The following is a 13,726-nucleotide window of genomic DNA, read 5'->3' as shown; positions in this document are numbered from 1 at the left end:
GTTGGTTTGATTCTTTCTGTCTGCAATCTTAGACAGTCAGAATTCCAAAGAAGGAGCAAACCAGAGCCAGGACAATGATCATCAAAATCACCTGGATGACAGTGACTTTCCGGCTGGCCAGCAACTTATAGACGCCGAAAGTTAATAAAGCTGGCAATAAAGCTGGCATGATCTGGTCCAGAACGCCTGTCTGCAAGTTCAAAGCGACATCACCGGTCGCAAATTCCAGGCCGACCGTCATTTTGATGACCGATGGAATCAGGGCACCGACCACGGTCAGGCCCATCATGGAAGCAGCCTCCGTAAACACGGACAGCTTATCGCCAAGAGCCGTGATGAGTTTCAGACCGGAGTCATAGCCCATATCAAACAGTTTGAAGCGGACAAACAGGAAGAATACGTTGAGCAAAAACCAGCTGATGGCGCCGATGGGATTGCCTTCCAGAGCCATGTAGGCAGCAATCGATCCCATGATGGTCGGATACAGAACCCAGATCAGGGTGTCACCGATACCTGCCAGCGGACCCATCATGCCGGTTTTGAAGTTCTGAACAGCATCCAGGGCCTTCAGGCCATCTTTTTCTTCCATGGCCAAAGCGGCACCCAGCAGAATGTTGCCCATCCAGGTTGTGGTATTGAAGTATTTGAACTGGTTATCCAAAGAAGCCCGATAGTCTTCGTCGTTGGGATACAGTTTGCGCAGCGCCTTTTTTAAACCAAAGACGACTGCCGGTCCCTGCTGACTTTCATAGTTGAAGATGTTGCAGGCCATGAACATATAGCGAAAAGCGGCAGTGCGGATATCTTTGCGGGTCAGTTTTCCCTGCATAGTTTCCTTATTCATCCCAATCGTCTCCTTCCTCTGTGACCTCTGCCTGGTCGGCAGCCAGGGCAGGTTTGTTATTCTGGGTGGTGAAATAGTAGTAAGCCAGGGCGAAGCCAACAATGGAAACGCCAAGCATTGGAATGTTGAGATAAGCCGAGAAGACAAAGCCAAGCATCAACATGGATAAGAACTTTTTGGTTGGCATGACTTGCAGCAGCAAGGCAATGCCGACAACAGGAAGCATATTTCCGGCAATGGACAGGCCATTGGTAAACCATTCAGGAACGGATTCCAGAATGAAGTTGACGATCTGCTCGCCAAACAGGATGCAAAGAGCTGTTGGAATGGCGGTAGACAGAATGAAGACCACTGGGCCTAACCAGAGAATGCGTTCCATCTTTTTAAAGTTGAGCGCATCGCAGGCTTTTTTGGCTGCGTTGGCCACATACGTATTAATCAGTTTGGCCAGCACATCGAGCTGAATACCTAACATGCCAACCGGAACACCAACGGCAAGAGCTACGGCTTTAGCCGATTCAAGATCAGATGTCGTCCGACACGCAACATAGATCCCAACTAAGGCGGCCAGGCCCCAGTTGGGAACCGAACTTCCGCCGATATTGGCAACGCCCAGGTTCATCAGCTGGAACGTTCCACCAATCATCAGCGCTGTCGTCATGTCGCCCATAATCAGGCCAGCGGGAACAGAAATCATGACCGGAAACCAGGTCATCAAAACAAGGCCTTGCTGATCGATGACCATCCAGCTTGCCAGCAGGATAATCAGCAGCGATTGAATAAATTCCATAATTTCCTCCTTCAAAGTGACTGGTCCGATGTCCGGTCAGTCTACTTTTGGTTTTGTTTTTTGGCTTTTGAGTCGTCCAGGATTGCGCTTTGCTTCAGTCCATTCGTTTTTTTAATTCGTTTTTCACTTCATTTTTTAATTCGATTCTCTTTTTCTAATCTTCATTTTGGGTAATCTATTCACCGGCTATCTATCTCAGGTGCATGAACATCCACAAGAAGGCGGCTTTCTGTCTTATAGACAGGCAGATCAGTGAATATAGGTTTCAAAGCTTTCTTCTGCTTCGCCAGGAACAAAGTGGAAGGTAACAGGGACGCCCATCGACTGCAGCGTCTTGAAATCCTGAATTTCCTGTTCATTGACGGAAACCATTTTCTTGACGGTGCGCTTACCTTCGCCATCGAACATAATGCCGATGTTGACTTTTGGAATCTCGACACCGTTTTCTTTGAGACGGATCAGAGTCGATGGTTCCCGGACAACCATGAAGACGTTATGGTTGTCGTATTTTCCGGCATTAAAATTTTTGATCGCTGTGTCTGTGTCAATGATGGACATTCCGGTTCCCGCTGGTTTGGACATCCGCATGGCCTGTTTCTGAATTTCGTCTTTGGAGACTTCATCGTCAACTACCATCAGGCGTTTGGCTTTAGTGGCTCCAGTCCACTGGGTAACGACGATTCCGTGGATCAGTCGCTGATCAATGCGTGCAAGTACTAAACTCATTTCTTTTTCCTCCTGTTTGAGAAGTCCTCTCTGACTTCATCTGTCTTTTGACGGTGTCAGAATACAATCTAAGAAAACCGGTTTCAATCTCTGGGAAAGCATCTGGGATTTTGCAGGATTTTCTGTGTTTTTCCCATTTCGGCCGGAATTTTCCCAGGCTGTTTTTCTCTTTATTTATCGCGCTTTTTCTTTCTTCTCTTATAGGCTTCAATAAAAACCGGTTCCCATTTTCCCGTCCCTTTCCCAGTTTCTGGGAACCCCCTTTCACAATTGCCGGCATAGAGGATGAAGCTTTGGCCATTTTCTCTTCGCGCTTTTCTGTTTTCTTTTCCTGGTCTTGCCTCTTTCTTCTCACTTATCCTCGGGTCTTATCTTTCATTCTTCTTTTGAGCCCGGCCCAAAAAGCGATGGATTCAAAACACTGCTGGATCAAAGTGCTGCCTCTGATGCAACCATGGATCCAAAAAAATACTTCCAAAAGGCAAACCGACATCTTTTTATTCGTTTTCCGTATAGATCGAAATGATTAATAGGTATTAGATATTAATAAGCAGACTTTCTATACTAAAACCATCAAAAGAAAGAAAAAGCAAAGATCCCGTTTTCTGGTTGTCAAAACCAGATCCGGCTCAATCTCTGCTCTTCGTTTGAAAGGAACCTTCAATATGAATACGTCTCTGAGTAAACCTGAAATTATCTGTTACATGATGACTTCCGTCGATGGAAGAATCGATTGCGCCATGACCGCAAAACTTCCCGGTGTTGAAGAATATTATCTCCTGCTTGATGCTTTTCAGTTTGATGCTACGGTATCCGGCCGCCAGACAGCCCAGCTTGAAATGGCCCAGCCAGGGCAATTTCAAGCTGGGCTGTCTGGCGGCAGGACAGGAAATGATTTCCAACAAAGTCCACGGCCCCAAGCCCTTTGATGTGGTAATGGCCTCTCATGGGGGACTGCTCTGGAAACAGGCCAAAGAGTATGCCCATCCGCTGATCATGGTTTGCAGCAAGCAGGTCCCGATTGAATATCTGAAGTACCTTGATACTCTGGACATTTCCTATATTGTCACAGGGGACAGAGAAATCGATCTGCCCAGGGCTGCTAAACTTTTGCATGATGAATTTGGCATCAACCGTTTAGGTATTGTTGGCGGCGCCACGATCAATACTGCCTTTCTCGATGCCGGCCTGCTCGATGAAATTGATATCCTGATCGGTGCCGGGATTGACGGCCGGGCCCAGTTTATGCCGGTGTTCAACCACCAGGACAATGAAGCGCCTTTAACCAGACTGAAACTTCTTGATGTAAATCATCGGCCAAGAAGCAATGCTGTTCTCCTTCGCTATCAGGTTTGCGAGCAATAAACCATCGCTTGCAGCATTCAAACACGACTTTGAACCTTTTCAGAAAAAGCTCAGCATCAAAAGCTGAACTATAAAACTTGCTATAAAACGATTCAGGAAAACACAACAAGAAAGGATCTTTATGGAAACTCATTCTCTGAAAACTGAACGCTTTTCCAATAAAGCTTTGATGGCGTTTATCGTTCCCCTTTTCTGCGAACAGTTTCTGGTGATGCTGGTGGGCATTGCCGATACACTGATTGTCAGTTACGCCGGTGAAGCGGCTGTTTCCGGTGTAAGCCTGGTCAACCAGTTCAACAATATTTTCATCTATCTGTACGCTGCTTTAGCCAGCGGCGGGGCCGTTGTCATCAGCCAGTATATTGGCCGGCGCGATCGGGCCAATGGCAGTAAAAGCTCCAGTCAGCTCCTCTTATTCTCGACTGTCTTCTCCCTGGTCATGGCTGTTCTCGTTCTGGCTTTTGCCCGTCCGATCTTATCGTTACTCTTTGGTCAGGTCGAAGCGGATGTGATGGAAGCCTGCATGACCTATTTGCGGATTTCAGCTTACTCCTATCCGTTTATCGCCATTTACAACTCGGGGGCAGCGATTTTCAGATCCCTTGGCAAAACCAAGGTGACGATGGTGATCTCGCTGTTCTCGAACTTGATTAACGTAGTCGGCAACCTGTTGGGTGTCTTTGTTTTTCATGCCGGGGTCGCGGGTGTTGCATGGCCAAGCTTGATTGCCAGAGCCTTCAGTGCTCTGGTGATTACCATTCTGGCCTTCTCCCCAAAAAACGATGTGTCCTATCAGAAAGAATGGCTGAGCAAATTTTCCTGGTCGATGCTTCAGCGGATTTTACATATTGCCATTCCCAATGGACTGGAAGATGGCATCTTCCAGCTGGTCAAAGTTGGCTTATCCAGCATTGTTGCTATGTTTGGAACGCTTCAGATTGCTGCCAATGGTGTTGCCCAAAGTATCTGGTCGATGGCTGCCCTGGCTGGAGTGACCATGTCTCCTGTCTTCATCACCGTCATTGGTCAGTGTATGGGAGAAGGTGATATTGAAAATGCCAAATTCTTTTTCAAAAAGCTGCTCAAGATCACGCTGATTTTCTCTTCCGTCTGGAATCTGCTCATTCTGGCTGGCTGTCCGGCTTTTTTGGGTGTGTACTCCCTGTCTGCCCAAACCAAAGCCCTGGTGTTCTGGCTGGTTGTCATTCACAACGTCTTCAATGCCCTGTTCTTCCCCTTCTCGGGGGCTCTTGCCGCTGGTTTGCGCGCGGCGGGCGATGTGCGCTTTACGATGATTGTTTCGATCTGCTCCACAGTATTCATCCGCCTGGTCTTCTCCTGGCTCTTAGGCGTGATGTTTCGTCTTGGCGTCATCGGTGTGGCTTTGGCCATGGCAATGGACTGGGGCGTTCGAGCCGTTATCTTCTATGGTCGTTTTCGCTCCGGTAAATGGAGTCAGTTTAAAGTTATTTAAAAGACTGAATCCGGCACTCTATTCTTTATAAAAATCAACTTTTCTGATCCAGAAATCCGTTTCCAGCGGGGAACTCCCATCGATGAGTTCCTCGCCTTTTGTATAGAAAGCACTTTCATTTTTATTGAATCGTATAACTTGTTTCTGGCTCTTATTCATGTCACGATAATGGTGAACGAACTGTAAAGCGACTGCAAGCTTTGGATAAACCTCATCCTCTAAAACAGATGAATTTAATTTATGTACAGGACGATATTATGACTTATTTATCGTGAAAGCGATTTATATTCTTTTCTGAATATCTACTTTTCTCATTTTTATGTCTTCGAATCATTTCTGCACATTTAAAATTGCCTGTTTTTTTCGATCGTTCACTTTAGTGATCGCTTTCAATTCCAGATAACTGTACTTCGAGGCCGATTTTTTACTGGAATCTTGCTCATTCGATTTCTTTCGTATATCTTGATTGAGGAGTTCTGATCACAGATCTCAGATTCTTAATTCAGGATTACATGATCTAAGATTTCTTAGACAGGTCTTCTAACAATTGAGGTATCAAAATGCGTAAATATATCAGCAGCGACGAATTGTATAGTACCCTTCAACAGATCATCTCGAAAAACAACCCAGAACTGATCGACATCTATCGCAGCGTCCTCCATTATCGGATGGCCTCTTCTTCGATCGAGCAGAATGAGTACGCTCAGATCGAGTCGATGCTTCAGATGCCGCAGAAAACCGTTCTTGCTCTGGCCAATATGGTTCTGATTCCAATTCTGTGCACCGTGTTTGTTTTTACGATGTACCAGCGGATTCCAGAACTTATATCGATCCCATCCATCCTTGCGATGTTTGGCCTGACTTTACTGGAAGCGTGGCGCTTTTCCAGACTGGCTGCCTTACTTTCTAAGTGCCGCCCGTATGTACTGATCGATGAACTCTTTGCACGTAAAATTCTGATTGTCCGCCCGTGCCCAACCAAGACGTATAAGACAGCAAAGTAGCTGTCTTTTTTATTGTCAGATGCTGTCCATTCTTTTTCTGTCTTGTATCCTGCCTGTTTTTCAGGTCGTGTAAGACACTCCTGTTTCCTTTTTCTCTTTGCTTTAACGAATAAATACGACCGTTTTTGCATTTCTGTCTCTTTTTTGTCCTTAATATTCGTATTTCACAGATACACATAAAGATTAGATAAGCTATAATTGTTCACATATTGTCGATTTTTATTGACTTTTCTATCAACTTGCTGAAAAACGTCTGTAAATTGACCGCTTCTAATCATTTCATATTGTTTATTTCTCTCTTTTCGGCGATTATGAGATGGTCAAAGTGGGTTTTATTCCTTATTCGTGGTAAAGATCCACAAAACGACTGGAAACAGGCTTTGGACGTTTACATGCAGGCAACGATCAGCCGCCCAGAAAAGAGCGCCCGATTCATTTCTGTCAAAATAAGCAGGATTCATCGTGGTCAGTGGAAATCATTCAGGCAAACGATCGGGATTGCGGTTATGCGTTTGCGATATCTGAATTTGTTGAGGACACTCAACATTTTCTTTATTCGATTCATACCCGCCTTTTTATTCCTTAAGCGCACCTTAATGAACTCTTCTATATACTGAAGGCAATAAGCGAATATTCACATATCCATATTTTGAACTTCACTTGTTCTTCTCTTTTCCCAGCTCGAAAACTGACCAGTATTCTGTGAGCCTCTTTTTATCCTTCATGAGGATTTTCTTAGAAAGGCGGTGATAGAATGAACAGTCAACCTTCTTTACCTGCTCAAAACTCGCCTTCTGTCATTGCGGTGTATCTGACTTCTGATCCATCGAACAGACAAGCCATTGATACTGCTTTTCAGGAGGCTGCGCTGTCCAATGGGGAATTTTTTGCCTTTTATGTCAATACACCTGACATGCATCTTTCCCGTGAAAGCCAGAAAGCTGCTCTTCAGAACAATGTCAATTATGCAGCCTCTTTAGGCGCTCATATTACGGTTCTTGATGGGGCAGACCCTGCCTACCTGATCGGTGAATTCTGCCGGAGCAATTCCATAAATTTATTGGTAATCAATCAATCGCCGACTCCAAAAGTTCTGGGCCGTTTTCATCCAACCTTTGCCCAGAAAATTTCAGAAGTTCTTCAAGAGACAAGACTGATGATTGTCCCCGGAACGATGACCGTACATGCTTCGCATCTCCAGCCTGAAAAACACGATCTGAAATCCAACCTGCTGAACTTGGCGCGCATCGTTTTGATCATCGCTTTGACCACAATTGCGTGCTTTATCCTCGATGGGGCCAACGTCGACGAATTTATCCTGGCGCAGATTTTTATTCTTGGGGTTCTGGCCTGCTCCATTACCACCGGAAGCATCTTCTGGTCACTGATTTCCGCATTCTGTTCTGACCTGTTGTTTGTCTTCCTGTTTGCCCAGCCACGATTGTCTATCCTGTATAACCAGCGACGTCTGTCGATGGCCATCGCCATGGCCTTTGTTGTTTCCCTGATCGGATCCTATATTGGAATCAAACTTCAGGCTGAAACACGAAGCGCCAAAAGGTCAACCTGGGCAACTCAGATGCTGCTCAATACGACCCATAAACTTCATCTGGCCAAAACACCAAAAGAAGTCATTGATGTTACCTGCCGTAAGCTTGCGGAAATTTCAGAACGGGACATTGTTTACTACCCCTATGAAGAGGAAATCTTCCGGGATCCTGTCTACTTCGATGTGAATCTGAATGTCCCCAGTGACCACACGCAAGCTGAAAAAGAACTGGTCATTGCCAAAGAAGCGCTGAAGTATCGTGAACCAACTGGGTGTATGACCCGTTATCACACGATGGCCTCCTATCTCTATTTTCCCTGGGAAACCTCTTCGGAAACCTTCGGGGTCATCGGCATCCGCTTTGACCAGCAGGCCATTGATCCCCTCGAGCAGATGGTGCTGCGCAATATCGTTGCGGATGGGGCCCAGACTCTGGAGACAATGACACAGGAAGCCGCATTGCAGGAAGCCAATCTCCAGCGTGAAAGCGGCCTGCTTCGCTCTAACTTGTTAAAGGCTTTAGCTCATGATATCCGCACGCCATTAACCGCCATTATCGGCAACATTGCCAACTACAAGCTCTCGCACGACACCATGGATCAGCCGGAAAAAGAAAAGCTCTGGGATGAAATCCAGTACGATTCCCTGAACATGTATTACATGATCGAAAATCTGCTGACAGCTGCCCGCATGGATTCAAGTTCCATGCCGGTTAAACTGCAGCCAGAATTGCTGAGTGATGTGGTTGAAAGCGGAATGGACTACCCAAACAAAGCCAACGTCACCCATCCAATTACGATCGAAGAAGGTGATGACCTTCTGGTGGCCAACATGGATGCCAGTCTGATTGCCCAGGTTGTCTCCAATCTGGTGACCAACTCCATTCACCACACCCCCGAAGGCACTCCAATCAAGGTACGGACCTACGCCCAGGACAATATGGCTGTGGTTGAAGTGTCTGATGAGGGGGATGGGATTAAAGACTCCATGAAAGAAAGAATTTTTGATATCTTCTACACGGGAGAGGCTCCAAGGTTTGACTCTACCCACTATTTAGGTCTTGGCTTATTCCTTTGTAAAGCGATTATTGATGCTCATCACGGAACCATTGAAGTTCACGATAACGAGCCTCATGGATGTGTTTTCTCCTTCCGGATTCCTTTACTTTCGATCGCATAGCGTCAGCCTTGCACGTCTGGCGCTTTTTTTGCCAAATCCGCTTTCCGTGCACCAAACTTGCATAGTTGCATTTGTTTCCATATATAAATCTTTTGTATAATTGAGAAAAGAAAAAGGTGATCTTTATGAATACTACAACAGTACTTGTTGTCGAAGACGATAACTCCATTCGCAATTTAATCGGTACCACCCTGAAAGCTCATAATTATAAATATCTGATGGCTCCTGATGGTAAAACGGCAATTCTGGAAGCTTCCACCCACAATCCAGATGTAATTTTCCTGGATCTGGGCCTGCCCGATATGGATGGAGTCGATATTATTAAGAAAGTCCGCAGCTGGTCCAACGTTCCAGTGATTGTTATTTCTGCCCGTACAGATGACGAAGATAAAATTCGCGCTCTGGATGCCGGTGCAGATGACTATCTGACAAAACCATTCTCCATTGTTGAGCTGCTGGCTCGTCTGCGGGTTGTCGAAAGACATCTGTCTTCTCAGCCTCAGGCAGCCGTTTCCAAGTCTGTTTTCGTCAACGGCCCATTGCGCATTGATTATGCCGCTGGATGCGTCACTCTTAATGGTGAGGAACTCCACCTGACGCCTATTGAATTCAAGCTCTTAACACTGCTCAGCAAAAACGTCGGTCGTGTGCTGACCCACAACTACATCACGCAGCAGATCTGGGGATCCAACATGGATAACGACATTGCTTCCCTGCGTGTATTTATGGCTACCCTGCGTAAAAAACTGGAAAAGAAAGGCAACGTTCAGTTCATCCAGACCCACATTGGTGTCGGTTATAGAATGTTGAAAGTGGAATAGCCGCTCCCCAATTTAAGAAAAAAAACAAAAAGACTGGAATTTCAGAACATGCCCTAAGAAAGCATCTCTGATATCCAGTCTTTTTCTATATCCCCTTTCGCAATGGTCAACGTTCTATTTTAGAAAAGTGGTCCATGGACCACTTTTCTAAAATAGCTCTTTGATAATTTCGCCAATATCACCATTAACGCAGATCGAGCGATCCTGAATCTCTTTAGGAGCAAAAGCCTCGCCCATGTTCAGGCAGGCATACACTGCATCTGGATTGGAATTGGTAAACGACCAGAAAGGATACTTGATGATTCCTGGCGTATTGGGTCCAACGCCCAGTTCGAGATAAAGAACTTTCTGATCCGCATGACTTTGCCGAAAGTCATGATAGCGTCTGGCTGCCTGATGCCATCCCTTGTCTTCCACAAACGTATTGTCAATGCGCAGATTCATGCTCATCGGTTCATGGCAATGCGGGCAATAGGGAATCAGGTCTGAAGGAATTTCCATTTTAGGCATTATGCCTTCAGGTAAAAGCAGATCTCCATTTTTTTCGATCACAAAACCCTGTGCTTTAACCATTTTTTGGATAATTTCTTCGTTATTATAAGTCTCTTCATGGCAGGGTTTGCTGCACTGGAACAGGCCATAGTCCCCCTGGGTATAGAACAGACGCTTTTTATCAAAACCTGCTTTCTGGAAGCAATGATCCACATTGGTTGTCAGAACAAAATAATCTTTGTCTTTCACCAGTTCAGACAGCTCATCATAAACCGGTTTTGGAGCATTCATATACCGGTTGATGTAATTATTACGGCTCCAGAACGCCCAGAATTCTTCCGGCGTTGAATAGGAGTAGAATCCGCCTTCATACATGTTGTCAAAACCATACTTCTTTTCGAAATCTGAAAAGTATTTCTCAAACCTTGGGCCGCTGTACGTAAATCCTGCAGCCGTTGAAAGACCAGCACCAGCCCCAATCACAATTGCATCAGCCTGTTCAATTGCTTCTTTGAGCTGTTCAATGGCTGTTTTGTCCTGATCCAAGGATGGATTGGTAGATTTGTTCATCCAGTTCTTTAAAAACATTGAAAACCACCTCGATTCTTGATCCTGTTTCTTTCAGATATTGTTTAACGGTATCCACCGCAATCTTTGCGGCCAGATCATTTGGAAAATGGAAGACACCGGTTGAGATGCAGCAAAACGCGATTGATTTTAAATGATGCGCATCGGCCACTTCCAGGCAGGACCGGTAGCAGGAAGCGAGCAGTTCACGATCTCTTTTCGTCACATGGTGATAAACAATCGGCCCGACAGTATGAAGGACGTATTGACAGGGCAGATTGTAGGCTTTGGTCATTTTCGCCTGTCCGGTTGGTTCAGGACCATTCTGTTCTGCCATCAATTTTGCGCAGTCTTGACGAAGCTGCATGCCCGCAAACGTATGAATGGCATTATCAATACAATGATGTCGTGGTACAAAACAACCGAGCATCTGATCATTGGCCGCATTGACAATCGCACCAACCTTCAGACGAGTAATGTCCCCTTTCCATAGATAAATCTGCGGTTCAACCGGCTTAAGATCTTCCAGCCCCACTACTCCTTTATGCTTCAGTTCTTCCTGTAAAAATTCATCCTGCAAAGTCAGAACTTCCGGATCAACCGGACGCGGCGGCCTTACATTCATCAATCCCCGCAGCAGATGCTTTTTGTCTTCATAGCCTCCCGGAATCGTTAAGCCCTGATATCGTTCATCTTCTTCTATCAACGCTGCAATCAGGCAGCTCATTCTTTCTTCTTGTGTCATGGCTTTCTTTTCTTCCTCTGTCTGAATTTTCTTGCCACTTTCTCCTATTTTCTTTATCAAAATGCATATTCCCATTCTTGCACGTAGCAGAATAGATGGAGAGAGTCAGTTGTAATGATAATCATTACAATAAAACTATAGATACCTCTTGTTGTTATGTCAAACATTACATCGAGAATTTTGACCTGTACTGACGACATTTCCTGCTCTTCAGACCACACCAGATGCAGCCACAGCCCCGCGTTTTCCAGAAAAAAATCAAATTCCAGATTGAAACCAAAATTCAGACCTGATCGCAAAAAGCCCTTTTGAAAAAGCCTTGCAGGCTTTCCAAAAGGGCTGGTGAGCATTAAAAACTGTTCCCCGGTTTTCGTTTTTCCAGGAATATGTTGAAACCTGGCTAAAATCAGCGTTTACTTCTGTTCCTCTACATCTGGAACCATTGCCACATACTTTTCAGGCAGTTCCAAAGCGGAATGGTAGTAACGCTTGTTTTGATTGAGTGCCGCAATCTGGTCCATTTCTTCTTTGGTCAGCTCAAAATCCCAGATATTAAAGTTATCTTTGATGTGGACCGGATTCTCAGATCCACGAATGACCACGTTCTCCGCTTCCGGTCAAACCCTCTTCTTTTCATATCGAGGATACGGCAGTGAAAAAGGACTTTGCGAATGACTACGGACGAACGACTTCATTGAGCGTAAAGCGGCCGTCTTCATAGTCATAGACAAAAATCGTGCAGTTGCCAAATCCTTTTTTGAGTTCTTCCATCGGATCCTGCCAGTGTCTTAAGAAGTTAAAACAGGAGCCACTATGCGAAACCGCCAGGACATTTTCATAGCCATCCCGCTCCATAATCTTTGTCAGTGTGCGAACCATCCGGTCTTTGGTTTCGTTACTCGACTCTCCGCCATACTGCAGATAAAACGTCTCACAGTCTTTTGGCGTAAGATGATGGTTGAGTCGTTCGCTTTCTCCTTCCAGCTCACCATAAAACTGTTCTTTCAATCCTTTGAAGCGCTCATAAGGAAGATCAGTTACCAGTTCCAGGGTATCGGAGCAGCGCTCCGCCGTTGAACAGCAGGCATGATCAAACTGAATCTCCCCTTCGTTAAATGAGGTTGTTTTATCCCTGATAGGATAAAACGGTTACATCCCTGTCTGCGAACAGTGTTCGGCATTAGCCGGCGGGGGAAGGGTTAAGATACAAGATCCTTATCTAAGCCCCGCTTTGAGGACCAAAATTCCCCGAAGGGAATCCAAATCCAAATTTTATGGGATACAGCCCAGTATCGCAGTACTGGCATCCCGCATCCCCCTTACCGACGCAGGACCAGCCCTGAGACTTTGGCACAATCCGAAGATCGTTCCGCCGCCAGCTTCGGCAGGGGGAGTAAACAAATATGAGTCCAAAACTCATATGGGATTTTTCTATGGGTTCGTGCTTGATGTTCGCACTTGTTTTTGGTTCGTATTTTTTGTGCAGAAAAACTAATTACGCAGGGTTAGGCAGATTTTGCACTGCTTAACCCTTTTAATGATGCAATAAGGCTGCAGACAGTCTGGTTATAACATTCAGATCTTTTTTCATAAAACTGCTGGACTGTTTTTCTTGGAGTCCATTTGGTGACTTCAGGATGATTTTCATACATCCAGACGAGGTTATGGGCGGCGTTGATATCTGCATTGAACTGTCCATGCAGCTTACAACGCGCATTTTCATAATGAGATTTGTCTCTTTGGATTTTGCTTCCGCAGATATGGCAGTATTGGGAACTGTAAGCCTGGTTGACATACGAAGTTTTAATTGACTTCAATCCAGCTTTGTATTCCACTCTTTCCTGCAAGAGGCCATAAATCCAGCCTGACAGCCTGCGGTTTAGTTTTGACCAGGTGCTTGCCTGTCCCCGGATGTCCAGGTTTTCCATGATGATGTGCCCAATATCCGAGTCTGCTTTGAGAACTAAGGCAATCTCTTCATTTGTGATTGTCTTTAAATGATCCTGGATTCTCTGGGACTGCCTGCGAAAGCGTTTGTTTCCTCTTCGGTTGTTTTCCTCAATCCGCTTGGCTTTGCGTCTAAGGGCATAGATCTGGTCTTCCAGTTTCTTTTTCTCGTCTTCTGAGTGTTTTGATTGTGGATCGTTAAGCAAAAACTGGATCTGGTCTG

At 45.4% G+C, this 13,726-nt stretch carries 15 protein-coding genes; 6 read left to right on the top strand and 9 right to left on the bottom strand.

What is annotated here, in order from left to right; translation table 11 throughout:
- Positions 1-28 precede the first annotated feature (28 nt).
- From U4956_RS08985 to U4956_RS08975, 3 genes are all read right to left on the bottom strand, one after another.
- A complete protein-coding gene (locus U4956_RS08985) occupies positions 29-844 on the bottom strand; it encodes a PTS system mannose/fructose/sorbose family transporter subunit IID (protein ID WP_323090285.1) in 816 nt (271 codons plus the stop codon).
- Positions 837-1,634, bottom strand: a complete 798-nt coding sequence (locus U4956_RS08980) for a PTS mannose/fructose/sorbose/N-acetylgalactosamine transporter subunit IIC (protein ID WP_323090284.1) — start codon at positions 1,632-1,634, stop codon at positions 837-839. The genes U4956_RS08985 and U4956_RS08980 overlap by 8 nt, the downstream gene beginning before the upstream one ends.
- A 249-nt stretch (positions 1,635-1,883) precedes the next feature.
- Positions 1,884-2,360 (bottom strand): PTS system mannose/fructose/N-acetylgalactosamine-transporter subunit IIB, encoded by a 477-nt coding sequence (locus U4956_RS08975; RefSeq protein ID WP_323090283.1) that lies wholly within the window; start codon positions 2,358-2,360, stop codon positions 1,884-1,886.
- A gap of 665 nt (positions 2,361-3,025) precedes the next feature.
- On the opposite strand from U4956_RS08975, the gene U4956_RS08970 reads away from it, so the two are divergent.
- From U4956_RS08970 to U4956_RS08945, 6 genes are all read left to right on the top strand, one after another.
- Positions 3,026-3,289 (top strand): hypothetical protein, encoded by a 264-nt coding sequence (locus U4956_RS08970; RefSeq protein WP_323090282.1) that lies wholly within the window; start codon positions 3,026-3,028, stop codon positions 3,287-3,289.
- Positions 3,252-3,725: a dihydrofolate reductase family protein gene (locus U4956_RS08965; protein ID WP_323090281.1), complete on the top strand. Its 474-nt coding sequence runs from the start codon at positions 3,252-3,254 to the stop codon at positions 3,723-3,725. The genes U4956_RS08970 and U4956_RS08965 overlap by 38 nt, the downstream gene beginning before the upstream one ends.
- Positions 3,726-3,846: 121 nt before the next feature.
- Positions 3,847-5,199 carry an MATE family efflux transporter gene (locus U4956_RS08960; RefSeq protein WP_323090280.1) on the top strand — a complete coding sequence of 451 codons (1,353 nt, stop codon included), beginning with the start codon at positions 3,847-3,849 and terminating at the stop codon, positions 5,197-5,199.
- Between the two features lie 560 nt (positions 5,200-5,759).
- Positions 5,760-6,203 carry a hypothetical protein gene (locus tag U4956_RS08955; RefSeq protein ID WP_323090279.1) on the top strand — a complete coding sequence of 148 codons (444 nt, stop codon included), beginning with the start codon at positions 5,760-5,762 and terminating at the stop codon, positions 6,201-6,203.
- 754 nt (positions 6,204-6,957) lie between these two features.
- Positions 6,958-8,931: an ATP-binding protein gene (locus U4956_RS08950; RefSeq protein ID WP_323090278.1), complete on the top strand. Its 1,974-nt coding sequence runs from the start codon at positions 6,958-6,960 to the stop codon at positions 8,929-8,931.
- 125 nt (positions 8,932-9,056) lie between these two features.
- On the top strand, positions 9,057-9,752 hold the full coding sequence (locus U4956_RS08945; protein WP_323090277.1) for a response regulator transcription factor: 696 nt from the start codon (positions 9,057-9,059) through the stop codon (positions 9,750-9,752).
- 147 nt (positions 9,753-9,899) lie between these two features.
- Here U4956_RS08945 and U4956_RS08940 read toward each other — a convergent pair whose 3' ends face one another.
- The 6 genes from U4956_RS08940 to U4956_RS08915 all read right to left on the bottom strand — a co-directional run bounded on the left by U4956_RS08940 (position 9,900) and on the right by U4956_RS08915 (position 13,709).
- The gene (locus U4956_RS08940) at positions 9,900-10,832 is read right to left on the bottom strand and encodes a Sir2 silent information regulator family NAD-dependent deacetylase (RefSeq protein WP_323090276.1); all 933 of its coding nucleotides are present in this window, start codon (positions 10,830-10,832) and stop codon (positions 9,900-9,902) included.
- A complete protein-coding gene (locus U4956_RS08935) occupies positions 10,765-11,556 on the bottom strand; it encodes a protein-ADP-ribose hydrolase (RefSeq protein ID WP_323090275.1) in 792 nt (263 codons plus the stop codon). The genes U4956_RS08940 and U4956_RS08935 overlap by 68 nt, the downstream gene beginning before the upstream one ends.
- Positions 11,557-11,612: 56 nt before the next feature.
- Entirely contained in the window at positions 11,613-11,906 is a 294-nt protein-coding gene (locus tag U4956_RS08930; protein ID WP_323090274.1) for a hypothetical protein, read from the bottom strand.
- Positions 11,907-11,969: 63 nt separating this feature from the next.
- Complete coding sequence (locus U4956_RS08925) at positions 11,970-12,158, bottom strand: hypothetical protein (protein WP_323090272.1); 189 nt, start codon at positions 12,156-12,158, stop codon at positions 11,970-11,972.
- A 73-nt stretch (positions 12,159-12,231) separates the two neighbouring features.
- A complete protein-coding gene (locus U4956_RS08920) occupies positions 12,232-12,657 on the bottom strand; it encodes a histidine phosphatase family protein (protein WP_323091491.1) in 426 nt (141 codons plus the stop codon).
- Between the two features lie 404 nt (positions 12,658-13,061).
- A complete protein-coding gene (locus tag U4956_RS08915) occupies positions 13,062-13,709 on the bottom strand; it encodes a transposase (protein ID WP_323090270.1) in 648 nt (215 codons plus the stop codon).
- Positions 13,710-13,726: the final 17 nt, after the last annotated feature.

The sequence above is a fragment of the Allobaculum sp. JKK-2023 genome (assembly GCF_034745455.1).
GTDB lineage: Bacteria > Bacillota_I > Bacilli_A > Erysipelotrichales > Erysipelotrichaceae > Allobaculum.
This window is presented reverse-complemented; position numbering and strand designations above follow the sequence as displayed.

What these genes read in the sequence shown, in the direction of transcription:
- U4956_RS08985 (WP_323090285.1), bottom strand. Translation starts at nt 844, where the DNA reads ATGAATAAGGAAACTATGCAGGGAAAACTGACCCGCAAAGATATCCGC.
- U4956_RS08980 (WP_323090284.1), bottom strand. Translation starts at nt 1,634, where the DNA reads ATGGAATTTATTCAATCGCTGCTGATTATCCTGCTGGCAAGCTGGATG.
- U4956_RS08975 (WP_323090283.1), bottom strand. Translation starts at nt 2,360, where the DNA reads ATGAGTTTAGTACTTGCACGCATTGATCAGCGACTGATCCACGGAATC.
- U4956_RS08970 (WP_323090282.1), top strand. Translation starts at nt 3,026, where the DNA reads ATGAATACGTCTCTGAGTAAACCTGAAATTATCTGTTACATGATGACT.
- U4956_RS08965 (WP_323090281.1), top strand. Translation starts at nt 3,252, where the DNA reads ATGATTTCCAACAAAGTCCACGGCCCCAAGCCCTTTGATGTGGTAATG.
- U4956_RS08960 (WP_323090280.1), top strand. Translation starts at nt 3,847, where the DNA reads ATGGAAACTCATTCTCTGAAAACTGAACGCTTTTCCAATAAAGCTTTG.
- U4956_RS08955 (WP_323090279.1), top strand. Translation starts at nt 5,760, where the DNA reads ATGCGTAAATATATCAGCAGCGACGAATTGTATAGTACCCTTCAACAG.
- U4956_RS08950 (WP_323090278.1), top strand. Translation starts at nt 6,958, where the DNA reads ATGAACAGTCAACCTTCTTTACCTGCTCAAAACTCGCCTTCTGTCATT.
- U4956_RS08945 (WP_323090277.1), top strand. Translation starts at nt 9,057, where the DNA reads ATGAATACTACAACAGTACTTGTTGTCGAAGACGATAACTCCATTCGC.
- U4956_RS08940 (WP_323090276.1), bottom strand. Translation starts at nt 10,832, where the DNA reads ATGTTTTTAAAGAACTGGATGAACAAATCTACCAATCCATCCTTGGAT.
- U4956_RS08935 (WP_323090275.1), bottom strand. Translation starts at nt 11,556, where the DNA reads ATGACACAAGAAGAAAGAATGAGCTGCCTGATTGCAGCGTTGATAGAA.
- U4956_RS08930 (WP_323090274.1), bottom strand. Translation starts at nt 11,906, where the DNA reads ATGCTCACCAGCCCTTTTGGAAAGCCTGCAAGGCTTTTTCAAAAGGGC.